We start from the raw sequence: 22,086 nt of genomic DNA, 5'->3' as shown, positions 1-22,086 counted from the left end.
CATGAAATTTGCAACAAAGCTACGCCGTAAAAACCGTGAAAGCATCGTTCCGATGATCAATGTGGTTTTTCTGTTGTTGATCTTCTTTTTAATGACGGCACAAATTGTGCCGCCTGACCCTTTTGAAATCACCCCGCCATCTGCCACCACATCTGACGTTTCACAGGGTCAAGCGATGTTGTTTTTGTCACAAACCAAAGACATCGCATTTGGCAATGAACGTGGTCAGGCAGCCATTGATGCGGCCCTTGCTGCGACAATGGATGGACAAGTGTCCTTGCGTGCAGATGCGGCTGCACCCGCAGCAGAACTTGCGCGTCTGGTCACCCGCCTTTCAGCAGCAGGCGCAACTGACATCAGATTAATCACAACCAGCCCCTGATGCGTTTTTTGCACATATCCCTTTTTGCTGGCATTGCATTCGCTGTGCATCTGATACCTTTTTTGATCTGGGATCATACGCGCGGGGCCGACACATCTGGCGGTACAGACGGACAAGCCCGCGTGACAATCATCGGGGCATCCGGGGCCATCACTGATATGGTGCGTGACTGGGAAACGGCGCCAGAAGTACAGCGTGATGTTCAAGTATCAGAACAACCCTTACCAATAACAATGCCCGCGCCGGATGTGCAGCTGACTGCGCCAAAACTGCCAAATATGACAGTTTCGCGATTAGCCGAGCCTGAAATGCCAGATATCGACACAACATCTGCAGAAAAACCTGTGCGTTCTGCCCCGCAATCTTCTGTCAGACCGCAATCCAGACCAGCAAGTCCAAACAGCACCGCAATGGGACGTGGCGATCAAAGCGTCACAGGGACAGGTTCACAATTGTCATCGGCATTTTCAGATGCACAGCGTACGATCGCAAAACAAGAATGGGCCGCACGGATCCAGCGTAAATTGCATCAATCGATGACGCCGCCACGGCAAAGCAGATCGGCGCAGGGAACCATTGTTATTGATTTGGATATCACTCCAAATGGCGTCTTGCGCAGCGCGCGGCTTGTTCAGGGATCAGGAAATGCACAACTTGATGCGTCTGTGCTACAGGCCCTTCGGCGCATAGGTCCTTTGCCCACAGCCCCCAATATGCTGACACAACCCAGCTATCCGTTTCGGATCCCGATCCGTTTTAAACGATAATGGAATATGTCAAATAACAGCGCAAACTGATTGATTTGGAAATGGTGTAATTTGTCGAATTGACTGTCACAGGCACAAATCAACCATTCGTATTTTCCTTGGCCAAGCGACGGCGAGTCTTGAATGTGCGCCGAAACTTTTTCAATACGTCATGCTTCCCCCGAGCTGCCAGATACCCTTCGATCGTTGTACGGTAAATATATAAATCTTTGCGACCCTGCGTGATTTTTTGAAATCGGGCCTGGGTCAATTGGTTGCTGACACCCTCGGCCATGACCGTTTTCAACTGTTCCATGCGCCGCAGCGTCATTGCTGATTTATGACCCAGACCAATCGCTGTAAGTCTGACCAGATTGGAACATTGCAGACGGTCCACATGTGCACGGTCATTGGCGTCCATGGGGTCAAAAATGATATAAAGCCGTCCAGCCCGCGATACTTGATCGGCCGCATCAGAATACGGCAACGACCAATCCTGATCGTGCCCTTTCTGAAATCGGTTTTCCCAAGGGACGACAGTTTGATCCAGCGTCGTTTGCGGACTAAAGGCAATAACAGTGGCACCCGGTGCAAAGTCGCAAAAAGCCATTGCCGCAAAGCCACCCATTGAAGCCCCGCACAACGTCACGTTTTTAAATCTTTGAAAAAAGCCTTCGTTCCGCAAGCGATCAAACAATGCAATCAGTTGCTTTGATCGAAACCAAGTTGGCCCTTGTGCAAAAATGCCAAGATGGCTCCAACCATTGTCGCGGCAGAACTTAGCGGCCCAGGGTTCGCGATCATACCGCGGATTGCCCGCATCAGACAGGTTATCGAATGATATAATCAGTTGGTGCGTATCGCGTTCAACAAAAACTGCACTATGATCGCCAAATTTTTCGTAAAAGCCATTACGTGCCCCTGCTGGAAATATTTCGGTGTACCAATTGGGCAAAGATCCCAAATCTGGATTTTCTGAAGTCGGATCGTTAGGAGCCATTGGAACTTTTCATTGCGTTTATTGTACTGAAACCAAAGTCACGGCAGGTGATTATTGGTCTGTTTGTGACATATCCGTCCAACTTGGGCCAACCATCATGTTCAGAAAGAACGTTATACAAGTTACGTGTCATCTTGCGGTTTAACCATTTGGGAACAGTATCAAAGCACATAGAATAAATATGCCAGTCTATTGCCCCTACAACACCAATCTTCCAAAAGGATGTCATCAGAAACTGAGCCGTTTCACCATTTAAAATATAGCCATCCGTTCCCCATCCAGGGTTTTTGGGGCCAACATCTAGAATACTGTCATCCATTGGTTCGCTCACTCGGAAAACATCAATCGGCTTGTCTTTTGCATGGCTCCATGCATCAAAACACGCGCGCATGTTCACGAAAACAAACCCTGCAGAACGCGCTTTCGCTGCTGCAACAATTTCGTTTATTCCAAAGCCAGGTCCATATATAAAACGGGCATCATCTTCCGTGATCAATGCATATTCATCTTCAGCGCACTCAGAGGCGACTTTTTCCCATGCCGCCAGATGAGAAAGCGCGCAGCCTATTTCACCATCTGAAACCAATGATTGGTTGCCGTGAACAACGGTTTTTTTCAATGTTTGAGGTAATGCAGATCCATAAACCGCATGTAATCTGTAAAATGGCTGACCGTAGCTTAGGAAATGCCGTGTGGCTGACATCCTAAGACTGTCCTGTTCAAGACTGATGCAATACGTTTTAATTTGATCATTCGGAGGTGTTAAAGAATGTATCGTGTTTGCGAAAGGATGCGCTTGCGTATGTGGAAATATATTTTGCTCTAACCAGCTTAATTCACCCGCTTCAATCAGAATATCGATAATTATTTTGGCCTGTGAATTTTCAAACGCTGTCATTGATAAAAGGGTCGTTTTGCAAACATCAATCGCCTTTGGCACGTTTCCTGCCAACATCGCATATTTTACAGACTCAAACTGAGCATTCATATTTGTTGGATTTTCCTGCGCATATCGATCTGCCCATCGTAACGCGATGCTGAAGCGCCGTTGATATGCCAAAGCGTTCAACCAAGCTGGCATAACCATATCATCACCAAAGCGCTGCCGCAGACGTCTTGCCAGTTTGTCAGTAAAGGCTGGTGTTGTGAAAACCGCAGACATCTGAAGGCATTTTGTAATTTTTAGGCCAGCATGCTGAATATCATTTTTATCAACATGCAATAGTTCATATCGGCAAGGCTTAAAAAATTGGCGGCCCTGCATACTGACATATCTTGAGAAAGGGGCAATTTTACGTAGTTGATCTAAAGTCACAATCTGCATTGATCAACATACCATCAATAATTCATTTAGGTCGCACCTTTGTAAAAGATCTGATTTGAAATCCGTATAACGGTCTTTCAAAATAGCCTTTTCATCTATCGTCCATGGATCGAATTTCTTACGAAACTCTGATTGCGGTAAAGCCTGTTCAATGGCAGCGACAGTTTTTCTATATTCCATTTGACCAGACACAAACGGAGCAATTGCAACAACAGTGTTTACAGCATCCCCAGTCATAGAACTGCGAAGATTTGTTTGCTGTTCAATAGTGATATCCTGAAAATCACATTTTGTAAAAGTAACCAGATGTGCATGTGGATTTTTAATATAATCCTCAAAAAATAAAAGTTTAATATCAGCATCAAGTGCAACCGATATTCGGCGGTTAAGATCACGCCAATCTGCATTCTGAATAAAATTCTGGGTATATTCCCGCGCATCATTCAACTTTTGCCAACGCAAAGCTTCGCAAAACAATGACGAAAAGAAAGTGTCATAAGATCGTACAGTTAAAAAGACGCTCAAATCCGCATCTTCAAAAATCTGCCTGACGAGTGCCATATAATCTTCAGCCTCAGGATAAATTATACCCGTTAACAATGTGCGGCTGAATTGACCTAAAATATTCTCATCCGAGACGATAACAGTATGATTGTTCACTGCATCTTCTGCAAAAAATCGATTGAAACGATCTTTAGCTTCAGACACTGTAATTTTCTTTCTAATACAAGCCTTGATCACGCGTGAATATGTATTTCTGCATCTGGACAGCGGCACATATTTGATCTGCTTAGCTTTAAGTTTGTCAGCGGATAAGAAAAGTGAATTTTGGAAGTGGGTTGTTGCTGTTTTATGCGCACCCAGATGTAATAACAGCTTAGTCATCAAACTCACTCACTGCAGGCAAAAACTAAGTATAAACATCTATGTCCCGGATGTCATTGTGTCAGTCATACGCACCCGCTAACGTTTGTGGATAACCGCAACCTGATCGCGTTTTTTCTTATTGTATCCCGCCTGAAACACGAAACATCCGGATATGTCTGCAGCAAGGGTATTCAATTCTGTAGTGATCGCAGGATCACTGTGGCTAAAGGTTTTATGTGTCTGAAATTCGTAAAAAAGCTGTGCGGTTTTGGTGATACCAGTCTGTTCCATTGCGGGGGGCTGCCATCGCATATCTTCGATAATATAAAGCCCACCTGACTTCAGTTTCGGGAAAAGCTCCAAAAATGCGAATTGTTGATGGTGAGATGCGTGAGATGCATCATCAATGATGATATCCATGTCAGGCATCTGTTCAGCAGCCTTGCGAATGTTTTCACGCACGCCCATATCGCAGCGGAAAAACTTAAAGCGATCATGATGAAACCAGGAAAAATCTGATACGTCTAGGCCGTGAACGTTTGCTTTTTCAAAGAACTCAAGCCACATTCTGACCGACGGCAGATCATTGGTTTTCCGATCCTTATCAATGCCATGTTCCGGCCCGCCAATCAGCAGACCCATTTCCAGAAAATTGATTTTCCGCTTTCGAAACGGCAAGAAAAGCATCTGATAAAGTTCAGTATAGCGGTGCTTTGACGACCCTTTGTCAGACCCAAAACCATCTGCCAAATCCGTTAGGTTCAACTGCCCCGTTTTAGGTGCCATTGGCACGGCCGGTACGGGCTTTGGTATCTCAGATTTCGGTAACGGCAAGGGTGCAAGATCAGGGTCAATATCGTGCAATTTGACCAGCTGACCCAATAGACTTTTATGATGCGGCTTGCCATTTTCCTTTTCAACCAAACGCGCTCGCATCCGGCGGCCATAAAGATGTATCGAATACGTATTTTGCGTCACATATGACGAGGCATCGAAGTTGCGTCGCAACATTAGACGACGATCTTTGAATGTGAACGGATAAAGCGCCTCTTGCGGCAGGGCATATTTGATCTCGCCCGTCTTTTTCAGAAAATGCGTCACAGCATGCGGGCCCCATACACCCCATGGCTGTTCGCTGGCATGAACCGGGTTGCCCGCATCACGTGCGTTTTCCAATTCACGTGTGTATTCATCGCCATACCAGGTCGGAATGGCAAATTCGTCACTGGTATAATCCAGCAATTCGCGCAGGGTTTCACTGTCTGCAGGCAAGCCCAGAACGCCACCGTTGACGTGTTTTTCCGACTCCCACCCATAAAAATGCCCATTCTGCGTTTCAAACGCCTTGGCGCAATAGGCATCGGTGTCTGCCCAGATCGTACGATCTGATTTTTCAAGCATCTTATAGCGGAACAGGTCAGAATGCAGCGCCGGGCTGCCGGTACGGCTGTGGGTCAAAAAATTGGTACGTGGAAGAATATCATTCGCGTCACGTAATTCGATCCCGTCAGGTACATTTTGCAATGGGCCATAATGATACAACAGCACATTGTGTCCCGCATCGACAAATGACTTCAAGCAAAGCTGCTCAAGATAGCTTAATGCCCCCTCCATCCAAAGGGCCGCGATGATATAGTCTGCCTTTGTTTTGCTGAATTCACTCATAACCGTGTCTCACCTTCTGCGGTCTCGCTTGCAACACGATTACCGCGCTTGATTTGATATATCAAAACAAATGCTTACCGCTTTGTTAAATTGGTGGAAATCAAGAAGCTTGATAAGGTACGAAACCGACAGAAAGCATACAAACCAATAAATTTTACCAGCGTGGCATCAAACTGCATCCTTTGACGAATAGTGCGATCCACATCTAAAAACTATAATGAATTACAAGCGCCAGCACTTGTAAAACTTTGTAGCAAATCGCAGTGAATACGCCCCCCCAATCAGTGGCAACGCATTATTTACACGCCTTTGTATAGAACGATTTGCACCATTTCGCCTAAAGCAAACCAGATAGGATCATCATGTTCAAAATAATAATCACCACCGCGCTGATTGCCTTGGGCGCAACAGCCGTATCTGCCAAAGAAACACTGCGTGCTGTCACAGCAGATACTCTATCGCCTTTTACCAGAAGCGCTGACGAAGACCTTCCAGGCTTCAATTATGAATTCATGACGGCTGTTGCCGAAGAAGCCGGGTACGAACTGGAAATTGAATTTCTGCCATGGAAACGCGCGCAAGCCGTTGTTGCAGAAGAGCCTGGGCTTTTGATATTTGGCGCGACACGAAATGCGGCCCGCGAAGACAAATATGATTGGGTTACAAACCTGATTACTGTCAGCCGAACATTCCTGACCATTGGCGAGCCTGTGAACTCAATGGATCAAGCGAAAGAACTGAAAACAATTTCAGCACGTTCCGTATATAAACGTTCGCTTGTAAAAGCAGGTTTCACAAATGTCGAGGAATCTGGAACGCACTCGAACTTCAAGAAACTTAAAGCCGGTCGAACCGATGCAGTATTCACCGTGTCGGCGCGTGCTGTGTTTGTTTGGTCAAACGAGCTGTCTTTTGATTCTGCCGAACTGACACTCGGGGATGAGATCGGTCGCAGCGACATTTGGCTGGCTGCCAGCAAGGGATATGATCGTGATGTTATTCAAGCACTGCACGCGGCTTCGGAACGTTTAAAGGCTGATGGTACCTATGCAGCACTTTATAAGCGCTATTTTGGTGACCTTCCAATCTATGACATGGCAAATCCCACACAGGCCCCGACATCCGGGTCCAGCTGAATACCAATGAGCTTCAGGCCTGATCTGGAAATCGGTCAGGCCTGATATAACGCGGCGGTGTCCAGCATTTCATCGGCTAGCATCTGCTTCAGACAATAATCCTCATCTTCAAGCGCTCGCAGCTTCTTTGCATCTGACGCATTCATACCACCAAATCTGGCTTTTGTTTGTCTGGAACAGGTTTGCTTTGTAGCCTGGGATTCATGCAAGATTGTTTTGTTAAGGATTCTATTTTCAATGTATTTTTCATTACTTTGTATTTCAAAAAATTGGGTATCAATTTCACAATGAGTGACCACGATGGCACGAACTTCAGTCAATGGGACCTGATGGAAAAGCCAGGAGTACAGGCTGAAACACCTGTTTTGATTATCGAGACAATCAATGGGGTTACGCCGCTAGACGATCAGTTCGGTGTTGATGACAAGAAAACTGTTCCTGATGCGCTTTATGAGTCCCTTTGGGGTCAACTTGATCTGACCACAAAACTGCGCACATATGCCATTCTTGACGCCGCAAAAGTACCCAATCTGTTCGACCAGCTTGCGGCGACAGACCTGCATCACCGCTGCATGTACAAGGGACAGGCCCAGGATGATCTTGGACATGTCGCACCTTGGCTTGTTCAACTGCAAGAAGGCAACAGTTTCTCGCGACGTCTTTTTACCCATGATGAAGAAACCAATGATGCGATGGGATATCATTGGGCGCGTGAACCTGGTATTTTCATCCGCACAGCTGCTGATCTTGAAGACGTCTTGAAACACTTTCGCAAATTCACCAAGGTCAAAAGCGAAACAGGCCAATGGCATTTTTTTCGCTTTTATGATCCCGTGATTGCCTCTGATTTTTTCAAGCATAATCGGCAAGATGTGGATCTGTGTGCGTCATTTTTCAGATCAGATACAGTCGACATTCATAGCTTGATTTCTGTGCGTGGTCGGTCTGGCACGGCAGATATATTTTCTGTTTCAACCAAACATCCCATCAAACGCATACCCTATCTGACCCTAACCGCAGTATATTCCATCCCAACCCTTCCAGAACTGTCTGTCTTGTCACGATCACGTGCAGAGGCAGAGGCAGAGGCAGAGGCAGAGGCAGAGGAATGATACTGTGCGCCGTCGCATTCGACACCAGCCAGATAGGTACCTGCGAGTTGCGGGTGTACGATCCCCAGATCAATACGGAAACCAGAAACTCCAATTTGGGTTCGCACCTCCCGCCCTTTTGCGGCCAGCGCGTTAGCGATGGATTGTTCCAAATATATTGTCGGCTGGCCCCAACGACTCATCATCTTGTGCTGCTAAAGCAACCGCACCACGTTCGGCATAATCCAGGAAAGCCTTCAAGTGGCGCACACCTACGGCCCGCGTTCGCGTTACGTCAATCTGATCGGCAGAAACAGATGCAAAGATATGCAATTATTGCCGGGCGCGGGTTACCGCGACATTGAGACGCTTCTCGCCCCCGTCACTGTTCAACGCACCAAAGTTCATGGTCAGCTTGCCCGCCATATCAGGACCGAAGGTGATCGAAAACAGCATGATGTCGCATTCGTCACCTTGGATATTCTCCAGGTTTTTGACGATTACGGGTTCTTCACGCGCATCCTCAAAAAACCATTCAAGTCGCGGATCGCTGCGTCGTACCTGATTAAGCAGGTCAAGGATCAACGATTGCTTTTCGCCATTGAACGAGATTACGACAAGCGTCAGGCGCTGGTCCTCTGGCAAATCTAGCCACTGGGTCAGGCGCTCATGCACAAGCGTTACAATAGCCCGTGCCTCATCTACATTGGTTCGTCCATGAACGCCCGAGCCGGTCCAGTTTCCAGACCGTAAGTATGTCGCCCTCCCTGAGATCGCACATCATGCGCTCCAAACCAGGTCGGGCCAATTTCGCACCCGATATGCCATGGTCGCGATAGAGCTTGATACATCCCGCTCTTTTGAGTGCATCGACTTGCAAAGCGACCGATTGATCGATGTCTGACACACGGATATAGCCTATCTTCCTTCCTTGCTCTGTCTCCTTGTTCATCCTCCAAGTGTGAACCGATTCATGTTCCAAACAACGGCTAATCATGGTGATTTTCCTCATTACAAAAGGGGTCCCTTTGCGATCCGCGATCTGCCTCGGTTGTGTTCACCGGACTCCGTCAAGAAAGCTGTGGAAAACAGCGATGCCGGACTCCGATAATGTGAATATGGTATGGGTATCCGAAAGGGACCCCTTTTGATGTCAGCGCCCCGCCTCCCGCAAGCGCCAGATCAAAGACCTGGACAAGCAACAGGACGCTTTGCTGGAAAGGCTGGTTGAAACGTCAAATCCAAAGGTGATGACTGCACTCGAATCCAAGATCGCGAAACTGGAAGAAGGCAAGCTGCGGCTGAGCGATAAACTCACCGAAAACGCCAAGCGGAAGCACACCAAGGGAGAATTTTCGAACTTTTGAAAATCTTCCTCTCAAGTCCTTGTAATATCTATGAAAAAGGTACGCTTGCCATGCGAAAAACTATCCTGAAAACAGCATTTCAGGCACCCTTGGCCTATGACCGCAAAAGTGGATTTCGAACTCCGCAAACATCTGTAATATTTGACTTTTTGGGGAATTTGGGGGAAAAATGTGAAATGGTGCCGATGGAGAGACTCGAACTCTCACGATGTTGCCATCGGGGGATTTTGAATCCCCTGCGTCTACCATTCCGCCACATCGGCCAATTCGGGGGGTTTAGCTTTCTCTTTCAGCGGCGTCAACGGGCCAAAATGAATATCGACCTGACAAAAGCGAAGAATGCCCGCAAGGGCATGATAAGCAGCGCTTCAGAACAGTATATTGACCAGCCAAAGCGTGATCGCGGGAAATGATACCAAAAGCACCACACGCACCAGATCGGATGCAACAAAGGGCGCAACACCCCAGTATGTCTTGGAAATCGGAATATCCCGCGCAACGCCGTTGATAATGAACAAATTCATTCCCACTGGCGGCGTGATCAACCCGACCTCCACAACGATCAGCGCCAAGATACCAAACCAGATCAATGCTGCATCGCGTTTGGCAGACTCGAACATACTATCTGTAATGTTCACGCCCAGACCGTCCATTTGACTTGCTGTCAAAGGTGCCCCATCGCGCAACGCAGATTGCACAGATTGCACCAGATCAGGCGGCAAGGCGGCCACCATGTCAGATCGCAAAACCTCCCACGCGGCTTCGTTTTGCAGCATTTCCAACGTAACAAGTCCGAAATCCAGTGCCTCGATGATCGGCAGGAAAATCGGGATGGTCAGCAGGATCATCGACAGGCTGTCCATCACACAGCCGAAAATCAAATAACACAATAGCATTACCGTCAGCACCATAATCGGCGTAAAGCCTTGGGTCATGACCCAATCGGCCAAAAAATCCGGCGTGCGGGTACGCGCCAAAAAGCCTTTGAAGATCTCGGCGCCCAGCAGGATGAAAAAGATCATGCCCGTGGCCTTGGCCGTTTCAATGATCGCTTGTAGGAATGCAGACCAGCCCAAGCGCCGCGTGACGATGCCATAAAACGCGGTTGAGGTCGCCCCGAATGCGGCGGCTTCATTAGGTGTGAACAGTGCCTGCGATCCGGGCTTCACCCAGTTCCAATCCCCGATCAGCCCGCCCATGGTCAGACCGAAAATCGCGATTACAGGCCAGGTTTGCGCCAAAGTGCGGAACCGGTCACGGTATGGGATACGATCAGCCGATGTGGCAGACCTCGGTTTGACACGCACATAAATCGCCACTGTGATCAGATATCCGGCAGCAGCCACCAAACCGGGGATCAGGGCGGCGGCGAACATGTGTTCGATGTTCGCTTCGGCCTGGATGGCATAGATTACCAAAATGATGGACGGCGGGATCAGAATGCCCAATGTCCCACCTGCGGCCAGAACGCCCGTGCTTAAGCTGTCGGAATACCCACGTCTGCGCATTTCGGGCAAAGCCACCTGCCCCATTGTCGACGCTGTTGCCAATGACGACCCGCAAATCGCACCAAAGCCCGCACAGGCCCCGACCGACGCCATGGCAATGCCGCCCTTACGGTGCCCAAGCCAGTCGCTGGCGGCATTAAACAACGCCGCACTCATACCGGTTTTTGTGGCCAACTGCCCCATCAGCAGAAACAACGGCACAATGGCAAGACTTTGCGATGCAAACGTCGTATAGGCTTGGGTTTTCAACTGTGACAGCGACGCATTTGGCGTGCCCATCACGTACCAGCTGCCGAAAAAACCAGTCAGCCCCATGGCCAGTGCAATCGGAACCCGCAAGAAAATACCGATCAGCATTATAACAAAGGCAATGATGGCAACGTCGATCATAGTGTGCCCTCGCGCCCGTCCAGTACCCAGTTGAGACTGCGCCAGACGGTGTAAAGGCTGACAATGACAAACAGGACGGCACCCAAAAGTGCAGCACCGTATAACATCCAGATCGGAATTTCCAATTCATAGGTCGTTTCGGGGAAAAACGGTTTGTACCCCATACCCAGCGCATTGCGCACCGCATCACTGCCAAAGGGCACCTTTTCCCCAAATCCAAACCAAAACTGCCGCAAGATCACAACGGCAGCCACAGCAATCAGCAAATCCCCCAAAAACCCGAACAGCGCCTTGATCCGCGCAGGAAACGCATCGACCAGAATATCAACCGTGACATGGCCGCGCTTTAACTGGCAAAGTGGCAAAAACAGAAAAACCGCCAGCGCGCAGCCATGTTCGACCAGTTCGTAATCACCGGGGATCCCTTGAGAAAAAGCACTGCGGCCTATGATGGATACAACCGTCATCACCGCCATGCACGCCAGTATCAATCCGCCCGTATAGGCAAACCAGCGCGCTACGATCTCAATCCCAACACCAACGCGTTCCTGCGTGGCTTTTGCCAATGCCATCTGCCTGCCTCTTATCCTGCCACCGCGATCAACGGCGCGCGCGCATTCAGCGCGTCTATGTCCATTCCTGCCACAGCTTTATATCCATCCGCAAAGGCTTGTCGTTCGCTAAGCGACATAATCTGATCAATATCTGTAAATCCGTTTGGTGCACGTGCATGGACAATGTCCAGAATTTTATCGGGGCCATCGCCGCGGTTTGTCAACACAAGCTGGTTTACTTTGGGTCGGCGGTCAGCCTCATAAGCAGCCAGGGCCCCAGCCCCGATACCCTTGTCCTGGAATTCGCGCGCCAGAATGCGTGCGTCCAAAACGGCTTGTGATGCGCCGTTAGATCCAATCGGATACATGGCATGCGCGGCATCCCCCAGCAATGTCATCGGCCCATGTGTCCATCGGTCCAATGGATCCCGATCGACCATCGGATATTCATAGATCTGTTCGGCATTTTGAATAATCGCGGGGATGTCCAGCCAATCAAAGGACCAGTCCTGAAAGGTCGGCAGGAAATCCGCAAGAACACCTGCGCGGTTCCAATCCTGTTTCGCCCAATTATAATCAGGCGGCATCGTCAGATCAGCGATCCAGTTGATCACGGATCCATCGCCATCATCAGCAATGGGATAGGCCACAAATTTCGCGTCCTTACGTCCCGTCATCGTAACGCTGCGACCTGTCAGAAAACGCGGACCACGGGTCACACCGCGCCACATCATTGTGCCGCCCCATTTGGCCGGACCTTCGTCTGGATAAAGCCCCGCCCGCAGCGTCGAATTAATACCATCCGCCGCGACCAGAACCTGGCCATGCACTGTGCCAAGTGCCGCACTGGTTTTGCGATCCGTCAGGCTGATGGTAATGCCTTGAGCTGTCTCGCGCCAGTGATCCACCGCCTGCCCTGTTGCGATCACGTCGCCACAACGATCAAGCACAGTTTGATACAGCAACATCTGCAACCCGCCACGATGCAAGGAATACTGCGGCCAGTTATACCCCGCCAATGCCCCGCGCGGTTCGCGCCAGATCAACTGGCCATGGGCGGAAAAATACGCGACTTCTTCGGTGCGCAATCCAATCTGATCCAGACGGTCTTCCAGCCCCAACTCAAAGAATTCGCGCACTGCATGGGGTTGCAGATTGATGCCAACACCCAGTGGTTTGATATCACGCACAGCTTCAAAAATGCGAAACGGAATACAGACCTGATGCAGTGACAGCCCCAAGGTCAGCCCCGCAATTCCGGCCCCTGCGATTAAAACAGTCATAAGAAATCCAAAAAGAGGCCCCGGTGCAGTGGCCGGGGCGGCCTTAGTCTTTACATGCCGTCAGAATGCTTGGCGACCATTGCGCGTGCATCATCAACCATGGTTTGCGCATCCAACCCTTTCGAAGATGCCTCAGCGATCCATTTGGCAGTTAGATCATCACCAATCACCTTCAATTCAGTGACGATATCATCGCTTAAGGTGTGGATTCTATTGCCGCGATCGGCCACGACTTTTTCACCAACCGTGTCACCTTCGTCCATCGCACGCCCCGCCCAGGCCGATGTTTCAAGACCTGAATTTGCGTCAATCACAGCTTTCAGGTCATCGGGCAAACTATCGTATTTGGCTTTGTTCATGCCCCAGACAAACACCGTGTTGTAAAGCGCGCGGTCCCCACTGATCTGGGTATGGCTGTTGGCCAGTTCATGCACTTTCAGCGGTGGCACCACCTCCCATGGGATAACGCCGCCGTCCACGATGCCTTTGCTTAATGCTTCGGGGAACGCAGGCACGGGGATACCCACCGTTGTTGCCCCAACGGCTTCCAACAAGGCATTAGCCTGTCGTGACGGCCCGCGTAACTTCAGCCCTTGAAAATCGGTCAGACTTGTGACCGGATCACCCTTTGTGTGGATGATACCCGGTCCATGCAGATGGATAGCCATGACTTTGATATCACCAAACCGCTCTTGCATGTATTTGTCATAGAATTCCCACAGCGCCTTGGATGATCCTTCCGCACTCATCGAGGTCATAAAAGGCAATTCGAACACTTCGGCCTCAGGAAAACGGCCAGGGTTATAGGCAGGTAGTGCCCAGCCACAGTCAATCACGCCGTCGCGCATCTGGTCATAAAGCTCTGGCGGCTTGCCCCCAAGCTGCATTGACGGGTAAATTTCAACTTTGATACGCCCGCCGGACTCAGCTTCGATCTTTTCAGCCCATGGCGTGATAAATCCCGCCGGAATGGATGCCTTGGGCGACAGGAAGTGCTGGCACCGTAATGTGACCTCTTGCGCCATAACGACCCCGGCACCAAGCCCTGCGATAAACGCACCGGCCAAGGCCGATCTTAAAAATCTATTCATTGTTTTCCTCCCACGGATGACAGTCTTTTTATTGTGTCCAGCAAAGTCAGATCAGAGTAGCCACATGCTGGCAAGTAAATTTGTATCATAATGAAGCGTACGAAGATAATTGGCTACGTCAACTATTTTAAGGTTTTTGTTTTCTGCTTACGGCAAACAATAAGCGGAAAACGGATCATTTCCACGGGTCATAATTGTATCCTCCGCGGCCAATACCCAAGTAAAATGCACAGGATTATGAAAGGAGACCTGATATGAAGGAAATGACCATCAAAACCGAAAAAATCAAAGCCTGGCTGACGTCAAATGTGACCATAACTGCGCCCGGTTGGGTTGTCGCATCTGCGGGGGCTGCGGCCATCGTTTTACTATTGATCGCACTCGATTAACTAACCCAGACGTATGAGGACAATATGAAAACCTTACTTATCGCCACAACAGCCCTTTTGCTTCCCATCACTGCTGTCTTCGCTGATATCACCCCAATTGGGGACCTGAAGCGCAACAGCAATGTGACGGTATCAGGTACAATAGACCGCCTGTTGGACGAAGACGAATTTCGCATGTCTGATGATACAGGCAGTGTAAAAGTCTATATTGGCCCCAACATAGTACCAGCCAACGCGGGTGATCAGGTCACTGTGACGGGTTTTGTTGATGATGACTTGCGTCTGGAAATTTATGCCCGCCAGATGCAATTGCCCTCCGGTGAAACAGTCAGCTTTGATCGCAACTATGAATAAAGCTTAGTGAACGGTAAATTCGCCGGTAACATGCCTCCACTCACCATCGCTTAGTTCCTTGCGATGAACAAAACGTACCGAATGCAGTGGCCCCTCGATCTCATCTTGCCAGAACTCAATGAATTTAAAGAGTTTGGGATGGTCGGGGGCCAGATCATAGTCCTGCCAGACAAAGGTATTCAAGACATTTAGATGGTCAGGCATACGATAGAAAAATTCCGCCGTCGTCAGCCCGTATCCACGCAACATAAGCTCGGTCTCGGAACGCATGATATCTCCTTTTTATTTTTGCCTTGTAAAATTCAACCTGAAAAAGATTTAAATTTCAATAAAAACAATATGTTATCACTGGTTTGCCTTGGCTGCTGATAATCAGGCATTAGAACCATTGCACGCAGCATCTGTGGTCTGATATACGACACATAACAAAATATAGCGTATAGCAGTAAGAACGGCGGAAATAGTGAACGATACCCCCGAAACCCCTGAAAACGATGACGAAAACACACCTGAACGCGCGGTGCATGATGGCCCGGTAATTTCAATCACAGATGAGATGAAAACATCTTATCTGGATTACGCCATGTCGGTCATCGTCAGCCGTGCCATCCCCGATCTGCGTGACGGCCTGAAGCCTGTGCACCGACGCATTTTGTATGCGATGCACGAAACGGGCAACACGCACGATAAGTCCTATCGCAAATCCGCGCGGCCTGTCGGCGACGTCATGGGTAAATACCACCCGCATGGCGACAGTGCGATTTATGACGCCCTGGTGCGGATGGCACAGGATTTTTCGATGTCGCTGCCGCTTTTGGACGGGCAAGGTAACTTTGGGTCGATGGATGGCGATAATGCCGCCGCCATGCGCTATACCGAAGTACGGATGGACAAGCCCGCCGCGTCCCTTCTGGCAGATATCGAAAAAGAAACGGTTGATTTTCAAGATAATTACGACGGCAAGGACCGCGAACCCACCGTTCTGCCCGCACGTTTTCCGAACATGCTGGTCAATGGTGCCGCTGGTATCGCCGTTGGTATGGCCACCAACATACCGCCCCATAACCTGGGCGAGGTGATTGATGCCACATTGGCCCTGATCGAAAACCCCGATCTGACGACCGAAGACCTGATCGACTATGTGCCCGGCCCTGATTTTCCAACGGGCGGCATCATGCTGGGCCGCGCTGGCGCACGAAAAGCGTATCTTGAAGGGCGCGGTAGCGTGATTATCCGCGCAAAGACCCGGATCGAAGAAATCCGCAAAGACCGCTATGCGATCATCCTGGACGAAATCCCCTATCAGGTGAACAAAGCCTCGATGATTGAAAAAATCGCCGAACAGGTGCGCGAGAAAAAGATCGAAGGCATTTCTCACGTTCAGGACGAATCTGATCGCAACGGTGTGCGCGTGGTGGTCGAACTGAAACGCGATGCGACGCCGGATGTGGTGCTAAACCAACTATTCCGCTTTACCCCGATGCAGACATACTTTGGTTGTAACATGCTGGCCCTGAATGGTGGCCGACCTGAACAGCTGACACTGCGCAAATTCCTGACCTATTTCATCTCATTCCGGGAAGAGGTCGTCGCCCGCCGCACTGCCTTTAACCTGCGCAAAGCGCGCGAACGCAGTCATATCCTGTGTGGCTTGGCCGTGGCCGTGTCAAACGTCGATGAAATCGTCGCCACCATCCGCAGCTCGGCGGATCCGGCTGAAGCGCGCGAACGGCTGATGACCCGGCGCTGGCCAGCCAATGACATCATTCCTTATATCAAGCTGATTGATGATCCGACCCATAAGGTCAACGAAGACGGCAGCTATAATCTGTCTGAAATTCAGGCCCGCGCCATTCTGGAACTGCGCCTGCAGCGTCTGACCGCGATGGGCGTCAAGGAAATCACCGACGAGTTGGAAGAACTGGCTGGCAAGATTACTGAATATCTGGACATCCTGCGGTCGCGCGACCGGATCATGGGCATCATCGCCGATGAACTGCGCGAAGTGAAAGACCTGTTTGCCGTCCCACGTCGCACCGAAATCGTCGACTGGTCCGGCGATATGGAAGATGAAGACCTGATCGAACGCGAAGACATGGTCGTGACCGTTACCTCGGGTGGGTACATCAAACGTACCCCGCTTGCCGATTTCCGCGCGCAACGTCGTGGCGGCAAAGGCGTGGGTGGCATGCAAACCAAGGAAGAGGACGTCGTCACGACCCTGTTCGTGGCCAACACACACACCCAGCTTTTGTTCTTCACGACCGAAGGCATGGTTTATAAACTCAAGACATGGCGTTTACCACTTGGCAGCCGCACGTCCAAAGGCAAGGCCATCGTCAACATCCTTCCGATCCCGCCCGGTGTGTCGGTCGCCGCCATCATGCCTGTGGATCGCGACGAAGCGGAATGGTCCGACCTTCAAGTGGTGTTTGCCACGACGGCCGGTGATGTGCGCCGCAATGCGCTTTCAGATTTCACCAATGTGCGCGCCAACGGCAAGATTGCCATGAAACTGCCCGAAGGCGTCGAATTGGTGAACGCGCGTATCACATCCGAAGATGATGATGTGATGCTGGTCACCAACTCGGGTCGCGCGATCCGTTTTCGCAGCACTGATGTGCGCGTCTTTAAGGGGCGCGATTCAACCGGGGTTCGCGGTGTTCGGCTGACGAATGACGCCCATGTGGTGTCTATGGCCGTGATCCGCCATTTTAACGCCACGGCCGAAGAACGCGCTGCCTATCTGAAAATGCGCCGCGCTGTGGCAGGTGTGACAGAAGAGACGGAAAATGACGAAGAGGCCGTTGCCGATGTGGCCCTGTCACCCGAACGCTATGCCGAAATGTCTGCGGCCGAAGATCTGATCCTGACAATCACCAAAAGCGGGTCTGGCAAGCTGAGTTCCAGCCATGATTACCCCGTCCGCGGACGCGGCGGGATGGGTGTGGCCGCGATGGACAAAGCCATGCGCGGGGGTGAGATTGTGACATCCTTCCCGGTCGACATTCACGATCAGATCATGCTTGTCACATCACAAGGCCAATCCATCCGTGTGCCCATTGATGGTATTTCGTTCCGCTCGCGCAGCGCAGGTGGCGTGAAAGTGTTCAATACAGCCAAAAAGGAAGTGGTCGTATCGGTGGCCTGGATCGCCGAAGACCCTGAAGAAGACGAGGCAGACGAGACCGAAGTCTAAGACCGGAAAGCGAATTGTAGATCAGCCCTTTTGGGCTTTTCGCAATTCGCAGCCCCGCATTAAGTGTTTTTCATGCATCTTGAACAAAGCAAAAAATATCTGACAATGGTCTGATGGACCTTGTCAGGTTACTATATACTGTAACAAGTCCGATATTCTGTGAGATTAGTAATGATCAAACCATTCTTTGTATTTTTGTCTACGTTCGGCATCATGGCTGCTTCGGTCAATGCGCAACAGTTTGATGGGGCTGAAATTGGCGTCAGCACCTTTGCCCTGACCGACGACAGCGACTTGGGATACAATCAGCTGTATGGATCGGTTGAAATCGGCCTGTCCAAACGGCTGTCATTCCAAATCGACGCAAATATCTATGACGGCTATACATTCGACGACAACACCGAAAACGTCATGCTGCACACCATCTATGACGTCAGCGATTATTTCTCGTTCGGTTTATTTGCTGGGTTTGATTATGGCCTGCAGTCAGATGATGACAACACGACTTTGTTCGGACTTGAAGGCGCCTATAACTTGGGGCGGCTCGACACGGAATGGTATTTCGGCCAGTACCACGAAGATGGTGACACAGCCACGTTTTTTGGCCTTCAAGGCGACTTTGCCCTGACCGACGCGGTATCGGTTTTCGGTGATTTTGATCGCACATTTATCGATGGCCGTGATGTTAAAGGACGCAGGCTAGCGATTGGGCTGGCGTATGAATTTGAAAACCGTGCCAAGATTTTTGCAAAAGTCGGGCAGTTTGAACTGGACGCCGATGGCAATGATGCCGATGAACCTTATGTTCAGATTGGCGCATCACTGACGTTTGGCCCGAACAACGGCACGACTTTCAGCACACGCAGTGTCTTCGAAAGCATTCCTAATTTGTAAATTGGGCTGTTTTGTACAAAGTTTTTTGTACAAAACACGTGTAAAATTTATACAAAATAGGATGTGACGCACCTCTGGACGTCTGGGCTGCCATTCCTTATATCTTTTATCAAGTAATCGGAAAGGCAGCACCATGACACAGGCCACCCCCGCCCTTGAAGGCACGCCACTTATCAAGCCATCATCAACGGATCACGCCTTGTATGACAACATTGTCGAAGCCTGTCGAAGTGTCTATGACCCCGAAATACCAGTCAACATCTATGACTTGGGTCTGGTCTATACCATTGAAATTAATGACGAAAACGAAGTAACCGTGATGATGACACTGACAGCACCAGGCTGTCCCGTTGCGGGCGAAATGCCAGGATGGGTCGCCGAAGCAATCGAGCCACTTGCGGGTGTCAAACAGGTTGATGTACAACTGACTTGGGAACCGCCCTGGGGTATGGATATGATGTCCGACGAAGCCCGACTTGAGCTGGGGTTCATGTAACCCCACTGCTCAACCCAGCCAGAAAAATACCCGCCGCCGCATGTTTGACCATTGCTGGCGGCGTTTTTCTTTCTGCAATTCGGATTTCATTTTTGCAAAACATAACAGTTCTTTTTCATAACCTGACATACAAAACTGACAATCCTTATGGTGAACGATATATGTATGATCCATAGTAATCCCCTTGTTTATATCTGATAAATAGTGAAAAACGCCCTGACTTGCCTAGAACCAACTCAGAAAGTATATTTTCAAATATGAAAATGAAATTACCCTGGGATGATCTTGCGCTTTTTGCAGCCGTGGCGCGTGCGGGCGCTTTGGGCCCTGCGGCGCAATCAACAAGCTCAAGCCCTGCGACGCTTAGTCGCCGTATGACCGCACTAGAGGCTAATCTGGGCCGCAGACTTTTCCTCCGTGGATCCGGCGGCTATACTATGACACCCGACGGGCGGGCCTTACTGGCCAAAACCGAACAGATGGAACTGGCCGCCGCAGGCATCACACAATGGCAACAGCAAAAGTCTGGCCCGACCCGCGTACGCATATCAGCAGGCACATGGACCGCATTGCAACTGGCTGATAACCTTCAAGAATTCTGGCAGACAGACTGTGATTGGGTACCTGAATTCCTGCAGTGCAACCTTGATATGGACATCGCCAGGCGCGAGATTGACATCGGCATCCGCAATCGCCGCCCTGAACAACCTTGGCTGGCCGGTCGTAAAACATCCGATGTCAACTTCGCGGTTTATGCCACATCCGCTGATGTGACCGCATGGATTGGCACCAGTGATGATGCCCCCACAACGCCCTCGGCCAGATGGGTGCAAAAACATCATGGCGATCAGGTTCAAACCACAGCAAATGATCCAAGACTGGCCTTGGCCATGGCGCAGGCTGGTATTGGGCGTATCGTGCTACCGACATTTGTGGGCTTCACGTTCAAAAATCTTATTCAACTAACTGATACAATTAAAGAATTACAATCTGAACAATGGCTTGTCAGTCATCACGAAGGACGACATGAACCCGCCGTACGCCATGCATTGAACGCCCTTCAACGGTTTTTAACCAGCCGAATGCCAAGAACATCCCTCACAAGGGCTTGAGACTGCGCCGCACGTCCCTTAGATTAAGCATTGAAGGAGCATCACAATGTTTTCCATTCCGGGCAAGCAAGCCGTTTCGATCACATCTGCGGCCGCCAAGCAAATCGCAAAACTGATGGAAAAGGACAGCCATCAGGGTCTTCGCATTGGCGTCAAAAAAGGGGGCTGTGCAGGCATGGAATACACTATGGAATATGTCACATCTGTGGACCCGATGGATGAAGTCGTCGAACAGGATGGCGCACGTGTGATGATTGCCCCGATGGCGCAGATGTTTTTGTTCGGCACAGAAATTGATTACGAAATCAGCCTGTTGGAATCAGGTTTCAAGTTTCGTAATCCCAATGTGACCGATGCCTGTGGCTGCGGCGAATCCATCAAGTTTGATGAAAAGCTGACCGCTGATATCTAAAGTTTTGCAAGCCTTGACGCGGCACGTTTAGCTTGTCATTCAATCCGTGACCCTTGCAGGAGAATGACACATGCGCCGCAAACTTGTTGCCGGAAACTGGAAAATGAACGGCACGTCTGCCGCGCTGGATCAGGTGGAAAAGCTTAAATCCGACCACACAAATCCAAGCATTGACATCGTACTGTGCCCCCCTGCGACGCTGCTTCACAAAATGATGCACTCTATTGGCAATGCACCGATATTCGCAGGCGGTCAGGATTGTCATGCGGATGTTTCAGGCGCACATACAGGGGATGTTTCGGCGGAAATGCTGGCTGATTGCGGGGCGTCTTATGTGATCGTTGGCCATTCTGAACGACGCACAGATCATAGGGAAACCAACGATCAGGTGCGGATCAAGACAAAAGCCGCCTGGCGGGCCAACCTGAAGGCTATTGTGTGCATCGGCGAAACCTTGGAACAGCGCGAGGCGGCGAATACGCTTGATATCATCGTCGGCCAATTGGCCGGATCGATCCCGGATAACGCGACGGGCGAAAATCTGGTCGTTGCGTATGAACCCGTCTGGGCAATTGGCACTGGAAAAGTCCCCGGATTGGACGACATAGGCGAGGTTCACGACCTGATCCGCACCCGCCTAGAGCGCCGGTTTGGGTCCGGCGTGGGTCGATCTGTGCGTTTGCTTTATGGCGGGTCAGTCAAGGCATCAAATGCCGGTGATATCTTTGATGTCTCAAACGTTGACGGTGCTTTGGTCGGCGGGGCATCCCTGAAAGCAGACGATTTTTCGCCGATTATCAATGCATTGCAAGAGGCAAACTGACAT

Annotated in this window: 26 protein-coding genes, 1 tRNA gene and 1 pseudogene; 13 read left to right on the top strand and 15 right to left on the bottom strand. The window is 50.1% G+C overall.

The features are described from left to right. The first annotated feature begins 1 nt into the window (after window position 1). A complete protein-coding gene (locus HRQ87_RS08230) occupies window positions 2-382 on the top strand; it encodes an ExbD/TolR family protein (RefSeq protein WP_174137130.1) in 381 nt (126 codons plus the stop codon). Next, a complete protein-coding gene (locus HRQ87_RS08225) occupies window positions 382-1,149 on the top strand; it encodes an energy transducer TonB (protein ID WP_174137127.1) in 768 nt (255 codons plus the stop codon). The genes HRQ87_RS08230 and HRQ87_RS08225 overlap by 1 nt, the downstream gene beginning before the upstream one ends. 79 nt (window positions 1,150-1,228) lie before the next feature. On the opposite strand, the gene HRQ87_RS08220 is transcribed toward HRQ87_RS08225, so the two are convergent. From HRQ87_RS08220 to HRQ87_RS20225, 4 genes are all read right to left on the bottom strand, one after another. Continuing rightward, the gene (locus HRQ87_RS08220) at window positions 1,229-2,128 is read right to left on the bottom strand and encodes a hypothetical protein (protein ID WP_174137125.1); all 900 of its coding nucleotides are present in this window, start codon (window positions 2,126-2,128) and stop codon (window positions 1,229-1,231) included. Further along, the gene (locus tag HRQ87_RS08215) at window positions 2,118-3,452 is read right to left on the bottom strand and encodes a glycosyltransferase family 25 protein (RefSeq protein WP_174137123.1); all 1,335 of its coding nucleotides are present in this window, start codon (window positions 3,450-3,452) and stop codon (window positions 2,118-2,120) included. The genes HRQ87_RS08220 and HRQ87_RS08215 overlap by 11 nt, the downstream gene beginning before the upstream one ends. 3 nt (window positions 3,453-3,455) lie before the next feature. Beyond that, complete coding sequence (locus tag HRQ87_RS08210; protein ID WP_174137121.1) at window positions 3,456-4,337, bottom strand: hypothetical protein; 882 nt, start codon at window positions 4,335-4,337, stop codon at window positions 3,456-3,458. 78 nt (window positions 4,338-4,415) lie between these two features. After that, window positions 4,416-5,984, bottom strand: a complete 1,569-nt coding sequence (locus HRQ87_RS20225; protein ID WP_246251889.1) for a hypothetical protein — start codon at window positions 5,982-5,984, stop codon at window positions 4,416-4,418. A gap of 362 nt (window positions 5,985-6,346) precedes the next feature. On the opposite strand from HRQ87_RS20225, the gene HRQ87_RS08195 reads away from it, so the two are divergent. After that, entirely contained in the window at window positions 6,347-7,120 is a 774-nt protein-coding gene (locus HRQ87_RS08195; protein ID WP_174137119.1) for a substrate-binding periplasmic protein, read from the top strand. Between the two features lie 47 nt (window positions 7,121-7,167). Here the strand turns inward: HRQ87_RS08195 and HRQ87_RS20220 are convergent. Next, window positions 7,168-7,284: pseudogene (locus HRQ87_RS20220) on the bottom strand (IS3 family transposase); the annotation flags it as partial. Between the two features lie 165 nt (window positions 7,285-7,449). On the opposite strand from HRQ87_RS20220, the gene HRQ87_RS08185 reads away from it, so the two are divergent. Beyond that, on the top strand, window positions 7,450-8,232 hold the full coding sequence (locus HRQ87_RS08185; protein WP_246251886.1) for a DUF4123 domain-containing protein: 783 nt from the start codon (window positions 7,450-7,452) through the stop codon (window positions 8,230-8,232). Here the strand turns inward: HRQ87_RS08185 and HRQ87_RS20215 are convergent. From HRQ87_RS20215 to HRQ87_RS08175, 3 genes are all read right to left on the bottom strand, one after another. Next, window positions 8,121-8,414, bottom strand: coding sequence for a hypothetical protein (locus HRQ87_RS20215; RefSeq protein WP_246251883.1), 294 nt, complete (start codon window positions 8,412-8,414; stop codon window positions 8,121-8,123). The two genes, HRQ87_RS08185 and HRQ87_RS20215, sit on opposite strands and share 112 nt — an antisense overlap. Before the next feature lie 130 nt (window positions 8,415-8,544). Next, complete coding sequence (locus tag HRQ87_RS20210; RefSeq protein WP_343035187.1) at window positions 8,545-8,886, bottom strand: AAA domain-containing protein; 342 nt, start codon at window positions 8,884-8,886, stop codon at window positions 8,545-8,547. A 22-nt stretch (window positions 8,887-8,908) separates the two neighbouring features. Further along, window positions 8,909-9,163 carry a recombinase family protein gene (locus HRQ87_RS08175; protein WP_174137218.1) on the bottom strand — a complete coding sequence of 85 codons (255 nt, stop codon included), beginning with the start codon at window positions 9,161-9,163 and terminating at the stop codon, window positions 8,909-8,911. A 259-nt stretch (window positions 9,164-9,422) separates the two neighbouring features. Here HRQ87_RS08175 and HRQ87_RS08170 point away from each other — a divergent pair, with 259 nt between their 5' ends. Further along, window positions 9,423-9,578 carry a hypothetical protein gene (locus tag HRQ87_RS08170; RefSeq protein ID WP_174137115.1) on the top strand — a complete coding sequence of 52 codons (156 nt, stop codon included), beginning with the start codon at window positions 9,423-9,425 and terminating at the stop codon, window positions 9,576-9,578. A gap of 177 nt (window positions 9,579-9,755) precedes the next feature. Here HRQ87_RS08170 and HRQ87_RS08165 read toward each other — a convergent pair. From HRQ87_RS08165 to HRQ87_RS08145, 5 genes are all read right to left on the bottom strand, one after another. After that, window positions 9,756-9,841: transfer RNA gene (locus tag HRQ87_RS08165), tRNA-Leu, on the bottom strand. 105 nt (window positions 9,842-9,946) lie between these two features. Next, entirely contained in the window at window positions 9,947-11,476 is a 1,530-nt protein-coding gene (locus HRQ87_RS08160) for a TRAP transporter large permease (protein WP_174137113.1), read from the bottom strand. Next, window positions 11,473-12,048: a TRAP transporter small permease gene (locus HRQ87_RS08155; protein WP_174137111.1), complete on the bottom strand. Its 576-nt coding sequence runs from the start codon at window positions 12,046-12,048 to the stop codon at window positions 11,473-11,475. Before HRQ87_RS08155 ends, HRQ87_RS08160 begins: the two co-directional genes overlap by 4 nt. Window positions 12,049-12,059: 11 nt before the next feature. Further along, window positions 12,060-13,313 carry a flavin-dependent oxidoreductase gene (locus tag HRQ87_RS08150; RefSeq protein ID WP_174137110.1) on the bottom strand — a complete coding sequence of 418 codons (1,254 nt, stop codon included), beginning with the start codon at window positions 13,311-13,313 and terminating at the stop codon, window positions 12,060-12,062. A 50-nt stretch (window positions 13,314-13,363) separates the two neighbouring features. Continuing rightward, entirely contained in the window at window positions 13,364-14,404 is a 1,041-nt protein-coding gene (locus HRQ87_RS08145) for a TRAP transporter substrate-binding protein (protein ID WP_174137108.1), read from the bottom strand. A 254-nt stretch (window positions 14,405-14,658) separates the two neighbouring features. Between HRQ87_RS08145 and HRQ87_RS20475 the strand changes: the two genes are divergently transcribed. Both HRQ87_RS20475 and HRQ87_RS08140 read left to right on the top strand, forming a co-directional pair. Continuing rightward, complete coding sequence (locus HRQ87_RS20475) at window positions 14,659-14,793, top strand: hypothetical protein (RefSeq protein WP_281356602.1); 135 nt, start codon at window positions 14,659-14,661, stop codon at window positions 14,791-14,793. A 24-nt stretch (window positions 14,794-14,817) separates the two neighbouring features. Beyond that, a complete protein-coding gene (locus tag HRQ87_RS08140; RefSeq protein ID WP_174137105.1) occupies window positions 14,818-15,147 on the top strand; it encodes a NirD/YgiW/YdeI family stress tolerance protein in 330 nt (109 codons plus the stop codon). 3 nt (window positions 15,148-15,150) lie between these two features. Here the strand turns inward: HRQ87_RS08140 and HRQ87_RS08135 are convergent, their stop codons facing one another. Beyond that, window positions 15,151-15,420: an usg protein gene (locus tag HRQ87_RS08135; protein ID WP_174137216.1), complete on the bottom strand. Its 270-nt coding sequence runs from the start codon at window positions 15,418-15,420 to the stop codon at window positions 15,151-15,153. Window positions 15,421-15,610: 190 nt separating this feature from the next. Between HRQ87_RS08135 and gyrA the strand changes: the two genes are divergently transcribed. The 3 genes from gyrA to HRQ87_RS08120 all read left to right on the top strand — a co-directional run bounded on the left by gyrA (window position 15,611) and on the right by HRQ87_RS08120 (window position 19,736). After that, on the top strand, window positions 15,611-18,346 hold the full coding sequence (gene gyrA, locus HRQ87_RS08130; RefSeq protein WP_174137103.1) for a DNA gyrase subunit A: 2,736 nt from the start codon (window positions 15,611-15,613) through the stop codon (window positions 18,344-18,346). A gap of 171 nt (window positions 18,347-18,517) precedes the next feature. Continuing rightward, window positions 18,518-19,240 (top strand): outer membrane beta-barrel protein, encoded by a 723-nt coding sequence (locus HRQ87_RS08125; RefSeq protein WP_174137101.1) that lies wholly within the window; start codon window positions 18,518-18,520, stop codon window positions 19,238-19,240. 133 nt (window positions 19,241-19,373) lie between these two features. Further along, window positions 19,374-19,736 carry an SUF system Fe-S cluster assembly protein gene (locus tag HRQ87_RS08120; RefSeq protein WP_174137099.1) on the top strand — a complete coding sequence of 121 codons (363 nt, stop codon included), beginning with the start codon at window positions 19,374-19,376 and terminating at the stop codon, window positions 19,734-19,736. A gap of 9 nt (window positions 19,737-19,745) precedes the next feature. Here the strand turns inward: HRQ87_RS08120 and HRQ87_RS08115 are convergent, their stop codons facing one another. Beyond that, window positions 19,746-19,910 carry a hypothetical protein gene (locus tag HRQ87_RS08115; protein ID WP_174137097.1) on the bottom strand — a complete coding sequence of 55 codons (165 nt, stop codon included), beginning with the start codon at window positions 19,908-19,910 and terminating at the stop codon, window positions 19,746-19,748. 89 nt (window positions 19,911-19,999) lie between these two features. On the opposite strand from HRQ87_RS08115, the gene HRQ87_RS08110 reads away from it, so the two are divergent. The 3 genes from HRQ87_RS08110 (at window position 20,000) to tpiA (ending at window position 22,083) form a co-directional block, all read left to right on the top strand. Beyond that, a complete protein-coding gene (locus tag HRQ87_RS08110; RefSeq protein ID WP_174137095.1) occupies window positions 20,000-20,848 on the top strand; it encodes a LysR family transcriptional regulator in 849 nt (282 codons plus the stop codon). Window positions 20,849-20,894: 46 nt separating this feature from the next. After that, window positions 20,895-21,260 (top strand): HesB/IscA family protein, encoded by a 366-nt coding sequence (locus HRQ87_RS08105; protein ID WP_174137093.1) that lies wholly within the window; start codon window positions 20,895-20,897, stop codon window positions 21,258-21,260. Window positions 21,261-21,330: 70 nt separating this feature from the next. Further along, complete coding sequence (gene tpiA, locus HRQ87_RS08100) at window positions 21,331-22,083, top strand: triose-phosphate isomerase (RefSeq protein ID WP_174137090.1); 753 nt, start codon at window positions 21,331-21,333, stop codon at window positions 22,081-22,083. The last annotated feature ends 3 nt before the right edge of the window (window positions 22,084-22,086 follow it).

The organism is Parasulfitobacter algicola (genome assembly GCF_013315265.1).
GTDB classification, from domain to species: domain Bacteria; phylum Pseudomonadota; class Alphaproteobacteria; order Rhodobacterales; family Rhodobacteraceae; genus Parasulfitobacter; species Parasulfitobacter algicola.
The sequence above is the reverse complement of the archived record's forward strand: the minus strand, read 5'-3'. Positions and strand labels throughout refer to the sequence as shown.

What these genes read in the sequence shown, in the direction of transcription:
- HRQ87_RS08225 (WP_174137127.1), top strand. Translation starts at nt 382, where the DNA reads ATGCGTTTTTTGCACATATCCCTTTTTGCTGGCATTGCATTCGCTGTG.
- HRQ87_RS08140 (WP_174137105.1), top strand. Translation starts at nt 14,818, where the DNA reads ATGAAAACCTTACTTATCGCCACAACAGCCCTTTTGCTTCCCATCACT.
- HRQ87_RS08195 (WP_174137119.1), top strand. Translation starts at nt 6,347, where the DNA reads ATGTTCAAAATAATAATCACCACCGCGCTGATTGCCTTGGGCGCAACA.
- HRQ87_RS08215 (WP_174137123.1), bottom strand. Translation starts at nt 3,452, where the DNA reads ATGCAGATTGTGACTTTAGATCAACTACGTAAAATTGCCCCTTTCTCA.
- HRQ87_RS08230 (WP_174137130.1), top strand. Translation starts at nt 2, where the DNA reads ATGAAATTTGCAACAAAGCTACGCCGTAAAAACCGTGAAAGCATCGTT.
- HRQ87_RS08110 (WP_174137095.1), top strand. Translation starts at nt 20,000, where the DNA reads ATGAAATTACCCTGGGATGATCTTGCGCTTTTTGCAGCCGTGGCGCGT.
- HRQ87_RS08145 (WP_174137108.1), bottom strand. Translation starts at nt 14,404, where the DNA reads ATGAATAGATTTTTAAGATCGGCCTTGGCCGGTGCGTTTATCGCAGGG.
- HRQ87_RS08160 (WP_174137113.1), bottom strand. Translation starts at nt 11,476, where the DNA reads ATGATCGACGTTGCCATCATTGCCTTTGTTATAATGCTGATCGGTATT.
- HRQ87_RS08125 (WP_174137101.1), top strand. Translation starts at nt 18,518, where the DNA reads ATGATCAAACCATTCTTTGTATTTTTGTCTACGTTCGGCATCATGGCT.
- HRQ87_RS08120 (WP_174137099.1), top strand. Translation starts at nt 19,374, where the DNA reads ATGACACAGGCCACCCCCGCCCTTGAAGGCACGCCACTTATCAAGCCA.
- HRQ87_RS08150 (WP_174137110.1), bottom strand. Translation starts at nt 13,313, where the DNA reads ATGACTGTTTTAATCGCAGGGGCCGGAATTGCGGGGCTGACCTTGGGG.
- HRQ87_RS08115 (WP_174137097.1), bottom strand. Translation starts at nt 19,910, where the DNA reads ATGGATCATACATATATCGTTCACCATAAGGATTGTCAGTTTTGTATG.
- HRQ87_RS08185 (WP_246251886.1), top strand. Translation starts at nt 7,450, where the DNA reads ATGGAAAAGCCAGGAGTACAGGCTGAAACACCTGTTTTGATTATCGAG.
- HRQ87_RS20475 (WP_281356602.1), top strand. Translation starts at nt 14,659, where the DNA reads ATGAAGGAAATGACCATCAAAACCGAAAAAATCAAAGCCTGGCTGACG.
- HRQ87_RS20225 (WP_246251889.1), bottom strand. Translation starts at nt 5,984, where the DNA reads ATGAGTGAATTCAGCAAAACAAAGGCAGACTATATCATCGCGGCCCTT.
- tpiA (WP_174137090.1), top strand. Translation starts at nt 21,331, where the DNA reads ATGCGCCGCAAACTTGTTGCCGGAAACTGGAAAATGAACGGCACGTCT.
- HRQ87_RS08220 (WP_174137125.1), bottom strand. Translation starts at nt 2,128, where the DNA reads ATGGCTCCTAACGATCCGACTTCAGAAAATCCAGATTTGGGATCTTTG.
- HRQ87_RS20215 (WP_246251883.1), bottom strand. Translation starts at nt 8,414, where the DNA reads ATGAGTCGTTGGGGCCAGCCGACAATATATTTGGAACAATCCATCGCT.
- HRQ87_RS08155 (WP_174137111.1), bottom strand. Translation starts at nt 12,048, where the DNA reads ATGGCATTGGCAAAAGCCACGCAGGAACGCGTTGGTGTTGGGATTGAG.
- HRQ87_RS08105 (WP_174137093.1), top strand. Translation starts at nt 20,895, where the DNA reads ATGTTTTCCATTCCGGGCAAGCAAGCCGTTTCGATCACATCTGCGGCC.
- HRQ87_RS08175 (WP_174137218.1), bottom strand. Translation starts at nt 9,163, where the DNA reads ATGAACAAGGAGACAGAGCAAGGAAGGAAGATAGGCTATATCCGTGTG.
- HRQ87_RS08210 (WP_174137121.1), bottom strand. Translation starts at nt 4,337, where the DNA reads ATGACTAAGCTGTTATTACATCTGGGTGCGCATAAAACAGCAACAACC.